This is a genomic window from Streptomyces violaceus (assembly GCF_036014075.1).
Classification (GTDB): Bacteria; Actinomycetota; Actinomycetes; order Streptomycetales; family Streptomycetaceae; genus Streptomyces; species Streptomyces violaceus.
The window spans coordinates 2,863,462-2,883,936 of the sequence record NZ_CP107911.1; the positions used below are offsets into that span (position 1 = coordinate 2,863,462).

The window sequence follows — 20,475 nt, forward strand, 5'->3', positions numbered from 1 at the left end:
CGTTAGCTTGTCGTGGCTCACCAGCCCGCTCTGACACCACGGCGACCATCCGTCGGCAAGCAGCCCACAACGGTCAGGGGTTTACGCATGGCAAGTGCTCTGGAGACAAATCCGCTCGCCCCGTACGTTCGCAATGATCTGCCCGGCCGCTTCAACGAGCTCGACGTGCTCCGACGGCACTGGGCACGTTTCGCGGCGGTGTCGCAGGGCGCGGTCGTGCCGCCGTACGAAGTCCTGATCCACCCTTCCAGCGGGTGCAACCTGCGATGCGCTTGGTGCATAGGAGACCATGTCCCCCTTGAGTTATGGGACGAACAGCGCGAGCAGCTAGTCATGCTCGACGCGGCCAAGGACGCTGTTGATCGGCTCCCGGACCATCTGACGACGCCGGCGAACATGCTCAAGCTCATAGGCGACATCGTCGACTACCAGGTGGAGGCGCCCTACCGGCAGAGCGGCGAGGACTGCTCGGGCGTCTTCAAGGTGGAGGCCGTGTCGTTCTCCGGGTTGATCGGCGAACCACTCGTCGCCCGCAAGGCCCTGATACCGGCATTCGGTCTCCTGGCCGAGCGCGGCATCCGCTACGGGATCTTCACCAACGCCGTCCTGATGGACGATGCGTGCATCGAGGCTTTGCTTCCAGCCGGGTATGTGCACATCAGTATCGACGCGGGGACACCCGAGACCTACGCCCAGCTGAAGTACGGCGGCCGTTCGGCCGGCAAGGCCATGTTCCAGCGGGCCCTCGCAAACCTGGCGCGGCTTGTCCAGCGGCGAGCCGAAACCGGATCGGACGTGGAGATCAACACCTCCTTCGTCATGTATCCGGAGAACTTCCACGAGGTCCATACGGCTGCTGAGCTCATCCGTGCGGCAGGCGCGGACAGCTTGCGCTTGAAGCAGGACAACTCCGGGCAGCGCCCTCTAAGTCACGACCAGGCACGTCACGCGGCTCAGTTGATCGGGCGGATCCGCGCGGAGTTGGAGACCGACAGCTTCCGGCTGTTCGAGATTCACCGGGTCGGCCAGACAGGCGAGATGGCCCGGTCGTGTTCGACCTGCTCGATCACCGACCTGATGGCCGCCGTGGGCTCAGATGGTTGCCTGTACCCGTGCAACTACCACCCCCGCCCCGGCGGATTCAGCTACGGCAGCGCGCTGGACCAGTCGTTCGCCGCGGTTTGGGAGAGCGAGCTGCGTCGGCAGCTGCGGAGCCGGCTTCCCGTGATCTGCCCGAAGGTATGTGACCCGTTCAAGAACCGGTCCAACCGACTCCTGGCAGAGGCCAAAAGCGTCGTGGCCGCCAGCGGAATCGATCGGCTGGAGGAACACGTGGCCGACCTTGTTGAGGGCGGCGCCTACGCGGTCGAGGGGTGACCTCCGTGCAGGGCGGTTTGTCGAGCGACGAACTCGACTCCTGGGCGGACTATGGCGCCACCGGGTCGCGACGGGAACACCTCGGTGTCCCGGAAGCCGTGGTTCAGATCAACGCGCCATCGCCGATCGTCGACTACGTCGGGTGGTACACGGAGAGCTACTTCGGAAGTCTTCAGTCACCGGCCCAGGCGCGGCTCTTCGTCCACGATCTGCCTCCGAACCTGTGGTGCTCGATCCACCACGCGCGGATCGCTGCGCCGCTGCGGCGGGTCGTTCTCCCTTCGGCTTCGGAAACGATCTGCCTGGTGGATGACCGACGGCGAGCAGTCCATCTTGTCCCGCCGGTCGGCTCGGATCCGTCCGTGCTGGTGGTACGGATCCTGCGCGCGCTCGTCCTGCGGGAACTGCTGGCCGCACGTTACTCGTTCTTCCACGCGGCTTGCTTCGCGCTGCGGGGAACAGGCGTGGCGTTGATCGGAGTCCGTACGGCCGGGAAGACGACAACTCTTTTACATGCCCTGGACCACCCAGAGGCGGCGCTGGTCGGCAACGACAAGGTCGCCCTGGTTCCTGGCACGGACGACGACCCCGTCGTGGCACTTGGCTTCCCCATACGGGCCGGCATCCGCGCGGGCAGCGTGCTCGCCCTGGCAGAAGGCCCGCTCCGGGCGTACCTGAAGAGCAGATGGTCGCAACGGTTCGGAGACATCGAAGCCAAGAGCGACCAGGAAACCCGTCTCCAAGTCCGGCCGCAAGAACTGGCCGCAGCCGCTGGCAGCATGGCGATGCCCCGCTGCCAACTGGGCCTGGCCATCGAACCACGCCTTGATCCGCGAGTGGCCACACCGCGCCTGCAGAGGCTCAACGATGCGGAGTGCCGCGCGCTTTGGGCACAACACCTGCTGCCCGACCCTGCCGCGGTCTTCCCCGAACAGGCCGTCGTTGCCGACCCGGCGATCCGGGCCACCACGCTGCGGATTCCGCGAGTTCCCGCCTACCGCCTGGTCCAACCGCCCGCCTCGGGCCCACTGACCGTCCGACTGATCGAAGACCTCATGCGACGCACATCGGCAGGAGAGTGAGAGATGCGCATCCTCGGTATCGCCAGTGACATGCACATTTCCTCCGCCGCGCTGATCGAGAACGGCCAGCTCGTGGCCGCAGCGGCCGAAGAGCGTTTCAGCCGGAGCAAGCACACTCGGGCGTTCCCCGCCCGCGCGATCGACTACTGCCTGTCCACTGTTCCCGGTGGTCTGGGCGGTGTCGACCGGGTCGCGGTCAGCGCGAACCCGGCGATCGATCTGAGTGTGCACGACGGCCGCTACGCCGGACGTGCCCGTTGGTACCCAGAGGGCCTCTACTCGATCCCGAACAACCTCGCCACCCGGGTGGATGGGCCATACCAGGGGCATACAGCCCAGGTGCTCCAGACAGCTGGCAAGCCCCTACAGATCGACTACGTCTACCACCACGACGCTCACGCCGCGAACGCCTTCTTCCTCTCCCCCTTCGACTCGGCCGCGATCCTGACAGTCGACGGGCGGGGTGAGGACTGCACAGCCCTGAGCGCGATCGGGGACGGGATCGCCTTCACCACGGTCGACAGCATTCCTTACCCCCACTCGGTTGGGCTGCTGTACGGCGCTGTCACCCAGTACCTGGGTTTCCGGATCGACCGCGACGAGTGGAAGGTCATGGGACTGGCCGCCTACGGGGATCCCGACTCAGCCACCTACAAGGCGCTCCGCGATCTCGTCGACTTCAAGGACGGCACTGTCCGCATCGACCTCAATTACTTCGGCTATTACCTTCGCCCCTCGCCTGGCGCGGTCAGTGACGCGTTCATCGACCGCTTCGGTCCGGCACGGCAGCCCGGTGAAGCGATCACGAGTCGGCATCATGACGTGGCGGCGGCTGTGCAGCATGTGCTCGAGGACGCACTGCGGTACCTGCTCATGAACCTGCACCGGCAGACCGGGATGAGGAGAGCCGTCCTGGGCGGAGGGAGCTTCATGAACTCCGTCTTCAACGGGAAGATCACGTCGTCGACTCCCTTCGACCAGGTCTTCATCTCAAGCTGCCCGGACGACAGCGGTACGTCGATCGGAGCCGCGCTCTACACGCACTGTGTCCTGCTGGGTGCGGAACGTGGTCCAGCGATGACGCACAACTATTTCGGTCCCTCCTTCGACCAGCCATCGATCGACGAGGTTCTGTCGCGCGCCAAGCTGCGGGCGCCGGCCGTGGAAGATCCGGCCGCCGCTGCTGCCCACGCGCTGGCCGAGGGGAAGATCGTCGGCTGGTTCCAAGGCCGTATGGAGTTCGGCCAACGTGCGCTGGGTAACCGATCGATCCTCGCTGATCCTCGGAGCGCGCACATGCGGGACCAGGTGAACGACGCGGTGAAGTTTCGCGAACCGTGGCGGCCTTTCGCGCCGGCCGTGCTCGCTGAGGACTTCGCCGCCTACTTCGGATCGGAACCCCCGGTGCCGTTCATGGAGCGAACGCTGCCTGTACGACAAGAAGCACAGAACCTCATTCCGGCCGCCATCCACGTCGACGGCACCGCACGGCCGCAGACCGTGAGCTCGGACACCAACCCGCTCTTCCATCAGCTGATCAGTGGATTCCGCGATCTCACGGGCGTCGGTGCGGTCCTCAATACCTCGTTCAACCTCGCTGAGGAACCGATCGTGTGCGCGCCTCAAGACGCCATCCGCACCTTCTACTCTTCGGGCCTTGACCTGCTGGTCCTGGGGAACCGAGTGCTCACCAAGTGACCGTGATCATGGATGCGGAGGAGCTGACCGCGTGCTTGCGCCAATACGGGCTGCAGGCACTCCAAGCGGCACAGCCCCTTCCAGGCGGGCACGTTGGAAGCAGCGTCGTGGTTCCGACCAGCCAAGGGCCACTTGCTGTCAAACGGTTCGGCGGACGATTCGATGCCACGCGCACTCGCCTCGCGGCGGAAGCCCATCAGTTCGCGGCGATCGCCGGACTGGCCCCGCCAGTACGGCTGACTCTGAGCGGCCAGCTGACCACAGAGATCAACGATGCCACCTACATGATCACCGAGTACATCGATCCAGCGTGTCCGCCCGAACCCACCGACTTCCCTGTTGTGCTCGCCGCACTCCACGCCCGGCTCGAAGACTTCCGCCCTGGCAGTCTCTGCACGGACTTCCTTGAGCTGTCCGATCCTCCTGCCCTGGGCCTGGAGCGGGTTCTGCGGCAGACGCAGGACCAAGCTTGCCGCGAGGTCATTGAGTGGCGCCTGCGGATCCTTGCGGATAACGAGCTCGGATCACAGGCGGTGGCGGCCACCCAGCGCAGCTGGATCCACGGCGACGCACGTCCGGACAATCTGCTCACCACCGCGCGTACCGCAGGTCGGCATCTGTTCATCGACTTCGACCAGGTCTCACGTTTCCCGCGACCGTACGAAGTCGTTCGGGGCTATGTAGCCTCCGCCGGTCCTGAGCTGCCCGCCCATCTGTTGGAGTCGACATTCCGCTCCTACCTGAGCGCCTATCACGCCGTCATGCCGATCTCCGCGGCGGAACGCGCACTCATGGTCGACCTCTACATCACCGTGCAGGCGGCCGAGACCCGGACCTTCACCACGCCTGAGGGCGAGATCCGTGGCATGCACGCCTTCGCCAGAGCCCGCCACGAGCAGTTGACCTGGATCGTCAAGCATCGCGACCTTCTGCGCGGGGTCGCGGAGGAGGTACGACCATGACCGCTCTCGCGCTCCTCGGCGGACCGCCCCTGCGCACACGCCCCTTCCAGACGTGGCCGCAGTTCGACCAGGCGGAGTTCGACGCGCTGGCCGATGTCCTCAACAGCCGCCGCTGGGGCGGCATCCATAGCGGATCACAAGGAGAATCCTTCGAAACCGAGCTCGCCGCATACCTCCAGGTGCCCCATGCCGCCGTGGTCTCAAGCGGTACCGCCGGTTTGATGATCGCCCTGAGGGCACTGGGTATCCGACCGGGTGACGAGGTCGTCGTCCCCGCCATGACATACGTGGCGACGGCCACAGCGGTCTCCCTGCTCGGCGGCGTACCGGTCTTCGCCGACATCGATCCCGCCACCCACACGATCAGCGGCTCGGCGGTGAAGGCCGCGATCAGCGAGAAGACGAAGGCCGTCATCGCCGTTCACCTGGGCGGACACCCGGCCGACATGGACAGTCTGGGCTCTGTCGCTGGCACGTATGGCCTTCCGATCATCGAGGACTGCGCTCAGTCTCTCGGCTCGGCTTGGAAGGGCTGCCAGACCGGATCCCTGGGCACGATCGGGGTGTTCAGCTTCGCCAGCACCAAGAACATCACCGCCGGTGAAGGCGGGGCAGTCGTCACCCACGACGATGAACTCGCCGGACGCATCGCCTCCCTACGCGATCACGGCCGACCTCCCGGGGACGCCGGCGACCACCCCCAACTCGGCTGGAACTTGCGCCTCAGTGAATTCCAATCCGCCATCCTGCGTGTCCAACTGGCACGTCTGAAGGATCAACTGGCGGCGAAGGCCAAAGGTGCGGCGTACCTCGCTTCGGAACTGTCCAGCGTGCCCGGCTTGAGACCCGTACCCATACCCACTGATCTCGACCCACGGGTGACCGCGCACGGCCGGTTCTCCCTTGCCTTCACCTTCGGCAGCGAGGCATTCAGCGGCGAGGCTACCGGCGGCGTCTCGGTCAGCGTCTTCCGCGCCGCGCTGCGGGCAGAGGGTATACCTGTCTCACTCCGCGACCTCGTCGCCTGCCCTGATGAGCCGATCTACGCCGACGCCACCAGCCGTGACTACTCCAGCTCACGAACAGTCTCCGCAGCGCAGGCTCGGGCGGCCTGCGCCAGGCTGGTACTGCTCGGGCAGGCGGCCGGATCAGGGTTGCTGTTCGAGGAATCGGAGGCACTCGCCGATGTCGTACGCGCAGTGCAAAAGATCCACAAGAATCGTCACCATCTGCGCCGCGAGCAGAGTCAGCTCGGCCAGATCCGCGTCTGAACCCATCAAAGTCAAGGAGCCACGATGCCCCGATCCCCTTTTCAAGTCCTTGTCGTTCCTTTCCGCCGAGTCGGCAACCAGGTCGAATTCGCTGTTCTACGACGCGAGGACATGAACGTCTGGCAGGCCGTGGCCGGCGGAGGCGAGGCCGGCGAGACTCCGCAGCAGGCCGCCGAACGCGAGGCCCGTGAAGAACTCGGGCTCGACCGGCCGGTCCCCCTGTACCCACTGCAGACCAGGGCCAGCATCCCGGCGCGGTTCTTCGCTGATCGCGAGAGCTGGCCTGCTGGCACCTACGTCGTACCGGAACACTCGTTCGCCACCGACCTAACGGAAGTGGAGATCAAGATCTCCCACGAGCACACCGATGTCCAATGGCTGGACTACAAGGCGGCTCTCGAGGCACTGCGGTTCGACAGCAATCGCACCGCTCTCGGCGAACTTCACGAGCGTCTGCTGGCCGACGACCTGCCTCTGCCGGTCGAGTGATCGCCCGTGGTTGACGCAAGCCCCCGACGTCGCCGCACGGTCATACTCGGCCAGGGTTATGTGGGTCTTCCGCTGGCCATCCGGGCAGCACAGGTCGGCCACCGCGTCATCGGGTTCGATACCGACGCCGAGCGCGTGAAACGGCTGAAGGCAGCGGAGCCATTAGGTCCTGATGTGACGGCGGACCAGATCACGGCCGCCCTGACGAACGCTGACTACACGCCGACCACGTGTTCGGGCGACCTGGTTGGGTTCGACGTCGCGGTCATCGCGGTGCCGACCCCGCTGCGTGATGGCGCACCAGATCTCTCCGCAGTCTTGGCCGCCGGCAGGACGCTCGCCCCACACATGCGTCCCGGCTGCGTCATCATCCTCGAATCCACTACCTATCCCGGGACCACCGAGGACATCCTGCAGCCCCTATTGGAATCCGCGTCCGGGCTTGCAGGGGGCATGGACTTCCATCTGGGCTACAGCCCCGAGCGCATCGATCCCGGGAACCGGACATGGACTCTCCAGAACACCCCCAAGATCGTCTCCGGGATAGACGCATCCTCCCTAGCAGCCATAAGTGACTTCTACCGTGGCCTGGTCGACACCGTCGTCGAAGTCGCCGCCGTCCGCGACGCCGAACTGGCGAAGGTCCTGGAAAACACGTTCCGCCAGGTCAACATCGCCCTAGTAAACGAACTTGCCACCCACACCAGGGAACTCGGCACGGACATCTGGGCGGCACTGGACGCCGCCGCCACCAAACCCTTCGGCTTCATGCGCTTCACGCCGGGCCCCGGTGTGGGCGGACACTGCCTGCCGATCGACCCCACGTACCTGTCCTGGCAGGTTCGGCGACAGACGGGCGGCCCCTTGCGCCTCGTCGAAGTGGCCAATGAGATCAACACCTCGATGCCGACTCACGTCGTACAACGCCTTACCGAGGCTCTCAATCGCCGCGGCCTGCCGGTCATGGGCTCCCGCGTCCTGCTCCTCGGCCTCGCCTACAAGGCCAACACCGGCGACACCCGGCACTCGCCAGCCCTCACTATCGCGCGGCTCCTGATCGCCCAGGGAGCGCAGATCCAGGTCGTCGACCCCCACGTCGAGGAACCCTTCGATCTCGATACCCACGCTCACCACGCACATCTCACAGAGACCAACGTGGCCGCAGCGGACGCCGTGGTCCTGCTGACCGATCACGACGCCTTCGACCTCGGGCTCGTCGAGCGGCACGCGGTCTACGCCCTGGACTGTCGGGCCCGCCTGAGCGGTGGGAATATCGAGCGCCTTTGACCCAGAGCGATGACGGCGATGACGACGTCCCTCAGCTGGTGGCGCAGCCCGAATAGGAAGAGGTGGCGAGTGATCCCGATGCCGCCGCACCGTACGAATATCCCCGCAGCGTAACCATCCGCTGTCCACCATCACAGGGGAACTTCACCCGTGAGAGGTCATGTCCGGTGCCGCGTTCGCTGCCCCTTGCGGACAGGTATCTGCTGCGTCGGCGTCGAAGAGACCTCCTCGGAGAAGAGGCTTGCTCCCTCTCGCAGTCCATGGATGAATCCGGCGACCGCTGCTCGCTCGCGGGCAGGCATCGCCTCGACCGAAGAGAGGATCCATGCGACGTCGGGCGAGATGGCCTCCGTGTTGGTCCTCGCCGCCGGCGCGGGCGGAACAGGTCGAGCCACAGGCTCCGGGCATGCGAACGTGACCATCAACTCGGGGGACTTGTTCGACTCGTCCCCGTCCGAAACCTTTGCCCGCAGTTCGATGATGACCGCTGCGAGGCGCCCGTCGATAGGGTCGCGGAGGCCGATCTCGTGTTTGTAGCCAACCTTCCAAGAGTCGCCCAGCAGGCGCATCAGGATCATGCAGATCGCCTCGGCGAGGGCGAATAGCTCCAGTGAGGGCTCGTAGAAGTCCTCGTTCGGGGTCCAGGCGCTACTGGCCTTGCTACGGGCTTGGTGATGGTTGATCTCTGCCTGAGGGCTCGCCTCCAACTCACGCCACCATTGAGGGGCCGGTAGGTCTTCGGCCCAGATATCGATCCCGACCATCCCCTGCATCGCCCACCAGAGCTGAAGCAGAGCATCCTCGTCGAGCTCCAGGGCGGCGGCGTAGCCACGGACCATCGCCTCAGTTTTGGGCGGACGGTTGCCGCTTTCAGCCATCGAGACAGCGGCCACGGAGAGCTTGGGGTCGAAGAAGCTGGCGACATCGGCTTGAGTCTTCGACCAGCGCTTGCGCGCTGCCTGCAACACGCGACCGAAGGCCACCGCCGAACTGGATCCTGCCTTCACTTCACCCACTCCTCGTGGACCGTGTAGTCTGCGTTTCACAACACTAGGAACTCGTGAAACCTATCACGATGCGTCTTGTCGATCCGCGAGTCGGACGCAGTCCCGCCCGCAGGAGAAAGGAAGTTACACATGTACCGCCAGGCCCGAGTCATCGCCGACAATGCCGAGCAGATTTCCCAAGAGCTCCGTCGAACGGTGGCCGCGGTCGAGGGGATCGTCGATGACCTCAAGGGCTTCTACGAGGTCGCGTCTCCACTCGTCAACTGGCTCAGGTCGACGCTGGCCGGCCCTCCTGCCAAAGCCCAGGTGCTGGTCTCGACGGAGGAGTGAAGTTCCCGCGCGCCACGTACTACTCCTGGCTGGCCGGTCGGCCAGCCGTCGCAGAGCGGCGGCGCGCCGAGGACGAACTCGCCGAGGAGATGCGGGAGATTCACGGGAAGTCGCGTGGCGCTACGGCGTCCCGCGCGGGCACCCCACGGTGCGGCGCAAGGGCCATGCAATCAGCCGGAAGCCGGTACCTGACACTTCAGGACGGCATTGTCGTAGAGCTTTCGGTGGGTGGTCTAGCGGGCCGAGCGTCACGCCGGCCATCCCTCATTTCTCCCTGTGAGTGACGGGCCGCACGGTTGGCCTTCCGCTGTCGGTGGTTGCAGCATCGGGCCGGTGAGTTCCGCAGGAGCATTGAGTCCCGCAAGAAGTTCGACAATCTTGTCGATGTTGGTGAGTCTTCGTACTCCCGACTCCAGCATGGACAGGAAGGCTTGACTCAGACCCGTGAGCTCCGCCATATCACTCTGGCGGAGCGAGCTTCCGATTCGCACCAAGTGGCACACTCGGCCGAAGTCACGGGCCCAGAGTGCTTCCCGGACGTCTAATCGCTTCCAAACCTCTGGCTCCACCTGGGGCAGTGGCGAAGGGGCAGCTGGCACGTGTCGCGAACAAGCGCTGCAGTACGGTTCATTGTTGTATCGGCTCAGGGGGCGTCGACACCATCGACATTGGCGTTCATGCCGCTCAGTGGCAAGCGGAAGGCGGTGGCGGGCGTCAGTCGCCATCGGGGGCACCGGTCCCTGGCGGGAAGTCGAGCTCTGCCCACGCCGATGCACCAAGCCCGAAAGAGTCGTTCGTCTTCCACCGGTCGGCCAGTGCCCCTATGAGCCTCAGCCGGGGATCTCTGTCCGGCGCCGGGCTACTTGCCATCGACAGGCGAGATTCGTGGACTGTTTCGAACACCTCGATGCGCAGACCGCTTCGGACTCGCAGATATCGAGTCTCGATCTCCGCGCCCGGCCGCACATCACCGTGACGTACCGCGTCGGTCAAGAGTTCCGAGAGTACGAGGACAGCTGAGTCTTCAATACCTGAGAGACCCCAACCGCTCAACGCCTTACGGAGTTCACGACGCGCAAGGCCGACGCAGCGAGGATGGCGACTCCAGCGGAGCACCACCGGACTGCTGGCCTTGGGACCGACACCATCATCCGGCTGGTAGGTCACAGGCACTCGACGCCTCCCCGTACAAGTGGCTTGGTCGCAACGACCGTAGAAGCCGATGGGGAAGCCGACCCGGAGGAAATTTCCGGGTCCGCGAACGGACCTCTCTACGGGAGGCCCTACCTGATGCCACCGAGCCGCATGGCCAGGTCCTGGGCATCCTGACGACGGGATCGCTTGTGGAGCCGACGGGCCAGGTCCCGAGCGAACTCATGTGCCTTGATTTGCTCGGGAGCGGTTCGGTAGGCGCGCTTGAGATGGTCTATCGCCTCGTCTGTCCGCCCTGCCTCAGCATAGGCACGGGCCACATCCAGTCGGGCTCGTCCCCGTCGCTCGACCGGCAGACCTGCCGCACTGGCTCTCGGGGCAATATCCACGGCCTGTTGAACGTCCTCGAACTCCAGGGCGAGCGCCAGTCGGTGGATCTCCACGTTGCCGGGACCGAAGGAGGTCCACATCTCGTTGGAGTCGCCTCCGAGCAGGTGCGACGCTTCCTGGGCCTTACCCACCATGTGATCTGCCAGCGCCCGGTTCCGCATCCGGGCTGCTGCGACGGCTCCGTTGAGGAACAGGGTTCCGTACAGGGAGAGGGAAGCCGGCGTAGAGCGCCACCAACCGGGTTCGAGGTCGTCTGCCGCGTCAAGGGTGACGTTCACTGCCTCAGCCGGCATGCCAGCGCCGAGTTGTACATGCGCAATGCCTCGGCGCAGAGCGAGCATTGTGGCGGGGTCTCCGGACTCCGCGGCCGCCATGTCGCCTTGGTCCACAGCGGTCCAGGCCAGGTTGGTCTCCCCCAGCTTTCGCAGAAGTACCGCTGCCACGTGGCAGGTCAGTGCGAATAGCCGGAGCGCTTCGGCGTGTTCGGCGCCGGCTGTGCGCTCTTGTGTTGCCAGTCGGGAGTCCGCGAGTAGCCCGGGCAGGCACTCTCCAAGGCGCGCGAACTGACAATTCTGATAGAGCCGCCAAGCTTCGTCGACTGCGAAGGAGAGACGTTCCAGGCGCACGGTTTCACGGCCGTCGTAGAGCGAGCCGGCCAGCCGTCGTGACTGCATGAGCGCGGTACGAATCGCCGGGATGCTGGCCGTGTGACGACCGCGGTCGTCCAAGAGCGTCGGCGTGCCCTGAAGGTCCTCAACATGCACTCGCAGAGCATTCGCCAAATCTGCGAGCATCTTCACGTTATTCACCGGTATGCGTTCGGACTCGACCCGGTACACCCAGTCCTCGGAGCGTCCCAGAAGTTCGCCGAGCTGCCGTTGGCTCAGGCCCCGGCGTTTCCGGTAGAACCGGACTCGCTTGCCGAACGGAAGATGGTCGGTCATGCCCCGCATTGGTGCGCTCCCCTCACCCTGCTCGATCGAGTGTCACACAGCGTGAACGCGCAGGACAGAAGAACTAGCGCCTGAAGACGTCCGTGATCCGGAACGTAGGCTGATGCCTATCGGAGGGGTGCTTGTCGTCGGCTGATCTCCGTGTGATCCCGGGAGACGTGGCTGTACGTTTTCAATGGCGGGGCGCAGTCCTTGGCGAACATGGAGGGCAAGAGCAAGTGATCTCAACGCAGGCATGGGCGGATGCTCGGCGGCTGTGGGACTTCCAGCAGATGGGCCACGAGCTGCGCCCTTGCTCCGTGGCGATCGGACTCGGCAGCCACGACCTGGGGGTGGCCGACACCACCGCAGACCTGTACCACCGTGGCATGGCGCCGCTTATTGTCTTCACCGGAGCGACCAGCCGTACGACGCGCGAGCGGATGCCCCGCGGAGAAGCCGAACACTACCGGGACCGCGCGGTGGAGCTGGGGGTTCCTGCGAGCGCCATCATCGTCGAGCCGAAGGCCAGGAACACAGGCGAGAACATCCGATTCTCCCGCGCTCTGCTCGGAGGGCGGCCAGTTCCCGTCTCGTCGGTCCTGCTGGTCAGCAAGCCGTACGAGGAGCGACGGGCCTACGCAACGGCGAGAAAGCTCTGGCCGGATGTCGAGTGCGTGAGCGCCTCCACACCTATGACGCTCCCCGAGTACGTCGATTCGATCCAGGACGCGCGTCTCGTCATCGACATGCTGGTGGGGGCCCAACAGCGGCTCATGGTGTACCCACGGCAAGGGTTCATGATCGAGCAGGAGATTCCTGACGAGGTAGCGGCGGCTTTCGAACGGTTGCGTAGAGAGGGCTTTACGAGTCGGCTTGTACCGGAAGAGGCGGAACGGGGCTGAGTGCCGGTCTACCCCGCCTGAGACCGCGTCCTGCAGCGACGGGCTTCGTGCATAACGTCGGTGGTACCGCTCAGATACCTCGCAAAATCGGCTATCGTGATCAAGTTGCGCTCCACCGGGCCTGGCCGTCCTCGTTCCGGAGCGTTTCAATGCGGTATCCCAACTGCTTGCCGGCACCTTCATCACCGCGGTCCGCACGCCGAATAAAGGACCCGAGTGTGTGCAGGTCACGGATTCCGCATAGGACGCGAAGGCCGGGCCAATTTCTGATGTCATAGCCGTACCGCAGACTGAATTCGTCCAGTTCTTCAAGGCTGCGACCAAATCGGATGCCCTGGAATGTGTTGGCCAGGTCGATTTCGCGTGGGCCGAATGACACTTCGTCCCAATCGCCGAGCCTGACGTCCGGACCATCCCAGAGCGTGTTACCCGGATACGCGTCCCCGTGGAGGTGGCCGTAGCCGAGCGGGAAATCCAAATCTCGGTAGGACTCCAGTAGTTCTGCGCGCCGCGTGATGAGCCACTCACGTTGAGATGACGTCAGGTAGGTGCTGGAATCCACCGCCACCTCGAGAGACGAGAGTGGCTGATACTCCAGCAGATCGATGGGCGGGGGTGGCAGCTCGTGGAAGGCTCGGAGCAGGCTTCCCAGGTGTCCAGCCGCCGGGTGGCCTGATCCTGGTTGCGGGTAGTGCCGCCAAAACGTGATGACGTACGAGTCCTTGGCTACGGGCTGGGAGGCATCCGCTGGTTCCGTCGCTGGGAAGTCGTTCGTGATGAGCCAGCGCGTGAGTGACACTGCCGCTTCAAGGCGCCGGCGCTGCGAGGCTGGGCTCACTCGCACCACGATGCCTTCACCCGGTAGCAGGAACACCGAGGTAGCGTGGTTGTGAAGCGGGGTGAGGGACCGGCTGTCCAATCCTGAAATCTGGCAGGCAGCGCGGGCGGCGGACTCGGGAGAGACCGTCGGTGTCATGAGGTGAGGGCCTTCGCTCGGGTGTCGATCGCCTGATAGCCACGGGTCGCGTCTGCAAGCTCGCGGGCAATCCGGCTGCGGGTGAGCCGCGGGTCTTCCAGAAGCCTAGCCACTCCCTGCATGGCGTCGCCGATCTGCCGGATCCGCCTGTCCGCGGGGAGTTCCAAGATGGGCTGGAGTTGCTCGCCAGCTCCCTCGATCTCCCCTGCGGCGATGCGCGCAGTGACGATGTCGAGGCGCGCCAGTGCCTCGTCACCGTATGACCGTTGTTCACTCGGGCCGCCCTCGTACAGTTCGATCGCTGCGGCAGCGTGCTGCTCGGCCTCGTGGTGATCACCAAGCAGTGCGTAGGTTCCGCCGATGTAGTACTCCTGCTTGGCCTCCGGGAAGGTCAGCAGCCCACCGAATCGGGTGAGGCCGTCTGAAGCTCTTCGTTGTTCGCGAGCACGCTGGAGTTCTTCGAGCGCGGCCAGTGCTGTGGTGCGGTCACCGATACGCGCGGCAGCCCTGGCTTCGATCGCGGCCGTCCTGATCCGCGTCTCGCCACTGGGCACCAGCCCGGTCGCTTGCTTTGTGTAGTCGAGGGCAGTGCGCTGGTGAGTCGACCATTCGGCGATCAGCGCGGCTGTTCCCTTGACCCAAGCGCGCAGATCGTTGTTGCCAGCGTGCTCTGCGAGTGTCCACGCCGTCTGGAGTTGGGCCACTGCAGAAACCTGGTCACCAAGGTTCTGTGACGCGTGCGCGAGGAGAAGGCAACTGGTGCCGGCGAGGAGGAACAATTCGCGGGTCTGGCGCGGCGGCTGGTGGCCACTCAACAGCGAGAAGATCTGATCTCTCGTGGACAGGAGATCCCTGAAGAGCGGATGTAGCGGAGCATGGACGTAGTCGGTCGCGATTTTCGCGATCCTCGACTCCAGTTCCTCAAGTTCCACATCACTTACGTTGCTCTTGGTAATCTCCTCGGTGAACTGTAGCGATTGTGCGGCAGCCTGCACAGCCAGGTCGTGTACGCCGACCGTACGCGCTGTGCTCACAGGGTCAATCTTGTGAGCCACATGTCCTAGCGGTGAAGGCGGCGTCGATGTGGAATGCGCCTCGTGTTCGCGGAACGGTGGGGGAAGCAGGGCGTGAGGTGTGTCGATGCCATTCAGGAACTTCGCGACCTTGTCCAGGTTCGTTAAGCGCCGGGTCCCCGCTTCCAGCATCGACAGAAATCCTTGGCTCAGCCCAGTCATGTGAGCCATGTCGTCTTGACGTAGGCTCGTCCGCGCACGGATCAGGCGACTTGCCCGGCCGAAGTCCCATACATTAATGGCGGCTTGGACTTCGGCGTCGTCCCAGACAGCGTCTGGCACTCGAGGCCCAATGTGGGCATCGAATCGCCTGTCGCGTGCGCACGCTGCACATCGGTCGTCTTGGTTGTATTGGCTCAGCCGGCATCCGCAGTCCGCGCATACGCGAGCGTGCTTTAGCATCGCACCCCCGTTTCTCGTCTGCGCGCGACAGCGTACGCGGAGGCATTCAAATGCTCCTATCACTCGTGTGATATGGGCAGCTGAGACGTACTACCGACGGTCTGCGGTCACTCGCGGTTGACGGTGACTGCGGTGATCACGCTCAGGAGCTGAGAAACGTCTTCGAGGCTGTCGAGCACCACCTCGGCTCCCGCCGACGCTAGTTGGCTAGAGGTGGTCTTGCCGGACGCGATTCCGATTACCGGCGCGCCGCCTTCAAGGCCAGTGCGGACGTCTTCGAGGGAGTCCCCGACGATGACGGTGTTGGAGCGGGTAAAGGCCGTCCCGTGTTTCGCCTGAGCACGTTTCTGGGCGACGGCGACGAGGGCCGGGCGGTGCGCGTCATCAGACGAATATCCGCCGATCTCTGTGTCAAGGAACCCATTTAGGTGGAACGCTTCGAGCTTCAACAGTGCGTTGGGCCTGAGGTTCCCTGTGACAACAGTCGGTACGAAGTTCGTCTGTGCGTGCACCGCTTTCAGAGCGGGCACGGCACCGGGCATGAGGACTCCTCGCTCACGTAGGTCCTGCGCATGTGCTGCGAGACGCTGTGGCAGGAGCTCCACCATGTGGGGGAGCAACGCGGGGACTTCCGGTTCCGGGACACCGTTGTCCAAAAGTAGGGCCCGGATCGCGAGTGGCATGGTTACGCCGGTGCCCCGGGCCGGCAGGCGGTCCGCGGGGCGCCCGACGACCTCGGCGAAGGTCTCGCGGTAGACCTGGCGGTCGATGTCGCCGACGTACAGCAGAGTGCGGTCGATGTCCCACAGTACGAGGACCTGCTGGGTCTCGCTCAAGTTCGGCCCCCTGCTCCCGTCATGGTGGCGGCTCGTTCCAGTACCTCCTGAGCGTACGGGGTTTGGATCACCGGTTGGAGTCGGCGGAGCATGGTCTGCACATGATCGTTCAGACGAGCAGACTCGAGCTGTTCGGCGAGATCGAGAGCTTCGTGCGCTGCGGCGCATCCAGCTTCGAGGTCGCCCTGGTCGATGTGGGCGGTAGCAGCTCGGGAGAGGAACAGGGCCTTGGTGCGGTGGTCGGTCGGGTTGAGAGCTTGACGCGCCTTCGTGAAGCTGGAGACAGCGTGGCCTGGGTCGCCCAAATCGAGGTAACAGCTGCCGGCCTGTCCCTGAATCTCGCCCTCGTTGATCCAGTACAGCCACTGGGGGTCGCGTTCTGAGGGCCCTTTAGCGCAGAGTTCGGCCGCGCGTCCAAGTGCGGCCAGGGCTGCTTGCCGCTCTCCGAGTTTCGCGTGCCCGCGTGCCTGCCGGGTCAGCAGCATGGCATGCAGCTCGGCCCACCCGTCTGGCGCGAGGCCCTTGCCCGGGTCACGCACGCCGACCGTGAGGCCATCGAGCAACTCCTGAACGGACACTACGACCTGTGACCCACCCCCTGAGCGCCCCGCTCCAGCTGTCCGCGGAGACGCCGATCATCCAGCCCGACCGCATCGTCGCTGAGTACACCGGACCCATCGCCTCGTACGACGCGCCCGTCTGGCCGCTGGACCCGTTGATCGCTAACCCCAGCGCCGCCCGTCGCCGCATCCACTGGGCCTCCTTTCCCCTGATCATGCAGCCCGAGCTACGGTTCCTCACTTATCAAATGATCAATACGGAGCTGCCGGAGACGCTCCTGATCGACCGGCACCCGGCCTGGCGCACCCGTCAGAGCCCAGGAGCCATCTATTCGACCTGCCGCAACTGGGCCGTGTTCTCCCGCTGGCTGACCGCCCGGTCCGCCCCGACGCTGGCGGCCTGCACCCAACAGTGTCCAGTACCACCTCATCGCCCTGATCCGGCTGTGGGCCTTCGACACGTGCAGTCCCGACCCCATAGGCGTCTGCGAGCCGCCCTGGAGCCACGAGGGCATCGACGGCTACCTTCCGGCCGCGACCGGCGGCGGAGAGAACGTCACCGAACCGATCACTCCCGACACTATGGGGCCCCTGCTGATCTGGGCCCTTCGCGCGGTCGAGGACTTCGCCCCCGACATCCTCGCCGCCTGGGCGGAGAACCGCCGCCTGCACACCCAGGTCCATCACACGCGTGCCTCGGCCAGGAGCCGGGCAGCGCTGGACGCCTTTCTGAACGATCTCGCTGCCCGCGGGGCGCCGCTGCCCACGATCCGCCAGCCCGGTCGGCTGGTCGCCGCCGGCACCTACATCGCTGGCCTCACCGGCGCCACTGCGGCCCAGGTCACCAACCGGATCCAGCTGCCAACGTGGTCCCACTACCGGGACCGGAACCCCGGCCCGGTCCCTCTCCCCACGCCGATATGGGGCCGCATCGGCGGCCGGCCCTGGACCGAGACGATCGACTTCACCGAAGCCGCCGGCCTCATGCGCCATCTCGGCACTGCCTGCTCCATCGTCCTGTCCTACCTCACCGGGCAGCGATCCGGGGAGAACAGGGCGGACTCGACATGAATCAGTTTCCGTATTCTCGTAGCACGTTGATCATATGTCGTATCTGTTGGGTGGAGTTGTCAGGCAACGGTTCGGGGTTGAAATGCATGAGACCGTTCCTGATTTCCCGTATCTCATCGAGTCGCTCAATGAAGACCTTTCGATCCAACGACCAGCCGACCCTCTCCCACTCCTTCACATTCTCCAAGACGCGCTGGTAGTCCCCAATCGACAGGTCATCGAATCCTGTGATACTTCGATTACCCTCCGGATCGCACAACTCCTGGACTCTGGAAAATTCAATAGAAGAGGCGAGTACCTGGCGCAACCGCTGATCGAATTCACCGATAAGAAAGAATGGAGTGGCCATGGCCCCATAGGCTGCCGCCACATCGCTCGCAGTTACGATGCCCGCAATTTCATTGCTCCGGTTTCGAATAAGAACGAATTCGGATTCCGCGAGCATTGGGAGGATGTCGATGAGGTCTTGGTTGTATGAGACTTCGCGGGCTTGGACTATGGCTCGGGCAAACGGCGGCGCGTGATTGGCGTGGCGTGCCCGTGCGATTGACTTCCACGTCACGGCCCCGCGGAGTTGGCGTCCCGACAGGACAGGGAGCTGGGAGTAGTCGTTGATCATCATTCGGGTGATGGCTTCATCGAACGTCGCGGACGGGGACACACTGACGACACCGCCAAGAGCAGAGGGCAAGTCGCCTACGGTCAGACCGACCACGGGTGCATCCTTGTCTTCGCCTTGGGCCGGGGACTCGTTGACCGATTGAGTCTGGAGGGGATCTCCTGCGGTTTCAGCGTGCCGTATTACACTATTGCTTTGCGCCGCGACGGACGCGGGAGCCACATCATAGTTAGGCGATGCGCCCAGTCTTTCGTTGGCCAATTCGGCGACACCTGGGTTGGGGGTACCCACGACTGGCGTACCCAGGAATCGATGGCGCAGTTGGTCAAGCGTTGTGCCGTCTTCCAGAGCCCAGGTTTGCCAGCCATCAACGGCACCTTCGCCGACCGCTGCGGCCGCAGCCCGGTTGGGGGATGGAAACTGTTGACCACCAACCAGTTCGAGCCGACCCGCAGCCGTCACTCTCGCGGAGTAGCTTGCCCCTGCACGCTCGAAAGTCAGCTGCGTGCCCTCTGTGATTAGACCAGCATCGAGAAGGTCAGCCATGGTTACGCGCCTTCCTGCCGTGAGGTACCGAGGCCGTTTGGCATATCGGTTCAGGCTCAGGTCGTATCCCTGGGCGACGATGTCCGACTTCGGGATGCAGAAGCTCTGTTCCGTACGCGCGCGGTTGTGCTCAGAGCCACTGCGGTCGAACCAGCGAGAGAGGACGTCCGGGAGGTTGTTCTTGGTGTGCTCCTCCTCCGACAAGGAGCCGACCGCAGGCCGGACGCCCAGGCGGTCCTCCGGGAGGAGCGGGTTGCGCCTGTCGTCGAGGCTGAAGCCGTCCGCCTGCACGTCGTAGAACCAAACGTTGTCCGTGCCTCCGCTATCCGTGCGGGTGAACAACAGGATCGCAGTCGAGACTCCCGCGTACGGCTTGAAGACCCCGCTCGGGAGTTTCACCACGCCGTCCAGTTTGTGGTCCTCAACCAGCGTCCGGCGCAGCTCTTTGTGCGCCTTCGTCGAACCGAAAAGGACGCCGTCCGGAACGATGACCGCTGCGCGGCCACCGAGCTTGAGGAGCCTCAAGAACAAGGCCAGAAAGAGGAGTTCCGTCTTTTTGGTCTTCACCACGGGCATCAGGTCCGCCGCCGTGGACTCGTAGTCCAGACTGCCGGCGAACGGCGGGTTCGCCAAGATCAGGGAGTAGCGTTCCGCCTCGCCCGCCGCCGACTCCGCAAGCGAGTCGCGGTAGCGGATGTCCGGGTTCTCGATGCCGTGCAGCAGCATGTTCATCGAACCGATGCGCAGCATCGTGGAGTCGAAGTCGAAGCCGTGGAACATGCTCGCGTTGAAGTGCGCTTGCTGCTCCACGTCCAGGAGGGCCTTCGCATGCTCGCGCTTCACGTACGACGCCGACTGGACCAGGAAGCCAGCCGTGCCGCATGCCGGGTCGCAGACCTCGTCGTCCGGCTTCGGCTGGGTCATCTCGACCATCAACTGGATGAGGTGGCGCGGTGTGCGGAACTGGCCATTCTGGCCAGACGTGGCGATCTTCGCCAGCAGGTACTCGTAGATGTCGCCCGCGGTGTCACTCGACTTCATCGAGATGGTGTCCAGCAGGTCGACGACCTTGGCCAGCAGGTTGGGGCCCGGGATGGTGAAACGGGCGTCGCGCATGTGGTGGGAGTACGTGGAGCCGTCGCCGCCCATCGCGCGGAGATAGGGGAAGACCCCCTGCTCGACGATGCGGTACATGACCTCGGCATCGCGGGCCTTGAAATTCTGCCAGCGCAGTTCCTGCTGGTCCTCAGCGAAGAGTGGGTCCGGATCCGGCTTGCCCATACGGTTCGCCCGGTTGTCCTTGCGGGTCTGGATCTCGTCCAGCCGCTTGATGAAGAGCAGGTACGTGATCTGCTCTGTCACCTCCAGCGGGTTCGAGATCCCGCCGGACCAAAACGCATCCCAGACGCGTCCCACCTTGCTCTTGAGCTCGCCTGTGATCACGGCGATACGCTATCGGATGGCGCGGGCAGCCGTGGCTGGTCGGCTACATCGGCGGCTGTCCTACACG

18 protein-coding genes are annotated in these 20,475 nt (G+C 64.6%); 11 read left to right on the forward strand and 7 right to left on the reverse strand.

Features of this window, described 5'->3' with window-relative positions:
* The first annotated feature begins 87 nt into the window (after positions 1–87).
* Genes OG542_RS12665 through OG542_RS12695 form a run of 7 tightly spaced genes read left to right on the forward strand, consistent with a single transcriptional unit; the run spans position 88 to position 8,166 of the window.
* A complete protein-coding gene (locus tag OG542_RS12665) occupies positions 88–1,377 on the forward strand; it encodes a radical SAM protein (RefSeq protein WP_328410710.1) in 1,290 nt (429 codons plus the stop codon).
* Complete coding sequence (locus OG542_RS12670) at positions 1,374–2,459, forward strand: hypothetical protein (protein ID WP_328410713.1); 1,086 nt, start codon at positions 1,374–1,376, stop codon at positions 2,457–2,459. Before OG542_RS12665 ends, OG542_RS12670 begins: the two co-directional genes overlap by 4 nt.
* 3 nt (positions 2,460–2,462) lie before the next feature.
* Positions 2,463–4,157: a carbamoyltransferase family protein gene (locus OG542_RS12675; protein WP_328410714.1), complete on the forward strand. Its 1,695-nt coding sequence runs from the start codon at positions 2,463–2,465 to the stop codon at positions 4,155–4,157.
* Positions 4,154–5,119, forward strand: a complete 966-nt coding sequence (locus OG542_RS12680) for a phosphotransferase (protein WP_328410715.1) — start codon at positions 4,154–4,156, stop codon at positions 5,117–5,119. Before OG542_RS12675 ends, OG542_RS12680 begins: the two co-directional genes overlap by 4 nt.
* Positions 5,116–6,390: a DegT/DnrJ/EryC1/StrS family aminotransferase gene (locus OG542_RS12685; RefSeq protein WP_328410717.1), complete on the forward strand. Its 1,275-nt coding sequence runs from the start codon at positions 5,116–5,118 to the stop codon at positions 6,388–6,390. The genes OG542_RS12680 and OG542_RS12685 overlap by 4 nt, the downstream gene beginning before the upstream one ends.
* 24 nt (positions 6,391–6,414) lie before the next feature.
* The gene (locus OG542_RS12690; RefSeq protein ID WP_328410719.1) at positions 6,415–6,879 is read left to right on the forward strand and encodes an NUDIX hydrolase; all 465 of its coding nucleotides are present in this window, start codon (positions 6,415–6,417) and stop codon (positions 6,877–6,879) included.
* Positions 6,880–6,885: 6 nt separating this feature from the next.
* Positions 6,886–8,166, forward strand: coding sequence for a nucleotide sugar dehydrogenase (locus tag OG542_RS12695; RefSeq protein WP_328410721.1), 1,281 nt, complete (start codon positions 6,886–6,888; stop codon positions 8,164–8,166).
* A 158-nt stretch (positions 8,167–8,324) separates the two neighbouring features.
* Here the strand turns inward: OG542_RS12695 and OG542_RS12700 are convergent, their stop codons facing one another.
* Positions 8,325–9,173: a helix-turn-helix domain-containing protein gene (locus OG542_RS12700; RefSeq protein ID WP_328410723.1), complete on the reverse strand. Its 849-nt coding sequence runs from the start codon at positions 9,171–9,173 to the stop codon at positions 8,325–8,327.
* 129 nt (positions 9,174–9,302) lie between these two features.
* Between OG542_RS12700 and OG542_RS12705 the strand changes: the two genes are divergently transcribed.
* On the forward strand, positions 9,303–9,503 hold the full coding sequence (locus tag OG542_RS12705; protein ID WP_328410725.1) for a hypothetical protein: 201 nt from the start codon (positions 9,303–9,305) through the stop codon (positions 9,501–9,503).
* A gap of 248 nt (positions 9,504–9,751) precedes the next feature.
* Here the strand turns inward: OG542_RS12705 and OG542_RS12710 are convergent, their stop codons facing one another.
* Both OG542_RS12710 and OG542_RS12715 read right to left on the reverse strand, forming a co-directional pair.
* Positions 9,752–10,228, reverse strand: a complete 477-nt coding sequence (locus tag OG542_RS12710; RefSeq protein ID WP_328410727.1) for a helix-turn-helix domain-containing protein — start codon at positions 10,226–10,228, stop codon at positions 9,752–9,754.
* A 558-nt stretch (positions 10,229–10,786) separates the two neighbouring features.
* On the reverse strand, positions 10,787–11,989 hold the full coding sequence (locus OG542_RS12715) for a helix-turn-helix domain-containing protein (protein ID WP_328410729.1): 1,203 nt from the start codon (positions 11,987–11,989) through the stop codon (positions 10,787–10,789).
* Between the two features lie 227 nt (positions 11,990–12,216).
* Here OG542_RS12715 and OG542_RS12720 point away from each other — a divergent pair, with 227 nt between their 5' ends.
* A complete protein-coding gene (locus tag OG542_RS12720) occupies positions 12,217–12,882 on the forward strand; it encodes a YdcF family protein (RefSeq protein ID WP_328410732.1) in 666 nt (221 codons plus the stop codon).
* 100 nt (positions 12,883–12,982) lie between these two features.
* On the opposite strand, the gene OG542_RS12725 is transcribed toward OG542_RS12720, so the two are convergent.
* The 3 genes from OG542_RS12725 to OG542_RS12735 all read right to left on the reverse strand — a co-directional run bounded on the left by OG542_RS12725 (position 12,983) and on the right by OG542_RS12735 (position 16,169).
* Positions 12,983–13,756 carry a phosphotransferase family protein gene (locus tag OG542_RS12725; RefSeq protein WP_328410734.1) on the reverse strand — a complete coding sequence of 258 codons (774 nt, stop codon included), beginning with the start codon at positions 13,754–13,756 and terminating at the stop codon, positions 12,983–12,985.
* A gap of 98 nt (positions 13,757–13,854) precedes the next feature.
* Positions 13,855–15,063, reverse strand: a complete 1,209-nt coding sequence (locus OG542_RS12730) for an XRE family transcriptional regulator (protein ID WP_328410736.1) — start codon at positions 15,061–15,063, stop codon at positions 13,855–13,857.
* A 377-nt stretch (positions 15,064–15,440) separates the two neighbouring features.
* Complete coding sequence (locus tag OG542_RS12735; RefSeq protein WP_328410738.1) at positions 15,441–16,169, reverse strand: HAD family hydrolase; 729 nt, start codon at positions 16,167–16,169, stop codon at positions 15,441–15,443.
* 101 nt (positions 16,170–16,270) lie between these two features.
* On the opposite strand from OG542_RS12735, the gene OG542_RS12740 reads away from it, so the two are divergent.
* Both OG542_RS12740 and OG542_RS12745 read left to right on the forward strand, forming a co-directional pair.
* The gene (locus OG542_RS12740) at positions 16,271–16,552 is read left to right on the forward strand and encodes a hypothetical protein (RefSeq protein WP_328410740.1); all 282 of its coding nucleotides are present in this window, start codon (positions 16,271–16,273) and stop codon (positions 16,550–16,552) included.
* A gap of 759 nt (positions 16,553–17,311) precedes the next feature.
* On the forward strand, positions 17,312–17,800 hold the full coding sequence (locus tag OG542_RS12745) for a hypothetical protein (RefSeq protein ID WP_328410742.1): 489 nt from the start codon (positions 17,312–17,314) through the stop codon (positions 17,798–17,800).
* A 1-nt stretch (position 17,801) separates the two neighbouring features.
* Here the strand turns inward: OG542_RS12745 and OG542_RS12750 are convergent, their stop codons facing one another.
* Positions 17,802–20,408: an N-6 DNA methylase gene (locus OG542_RS12750; protein ID WP_328410744.1), complete on the reverse strand. Its 2,607-nt coding sequence runs from the start codon at positions 20,406–20,408 to the stop codon at positions 17,802–17,804.
* Between the last annotated feature and the right edge of the window lie 67 nt (positions 20,409–20,475).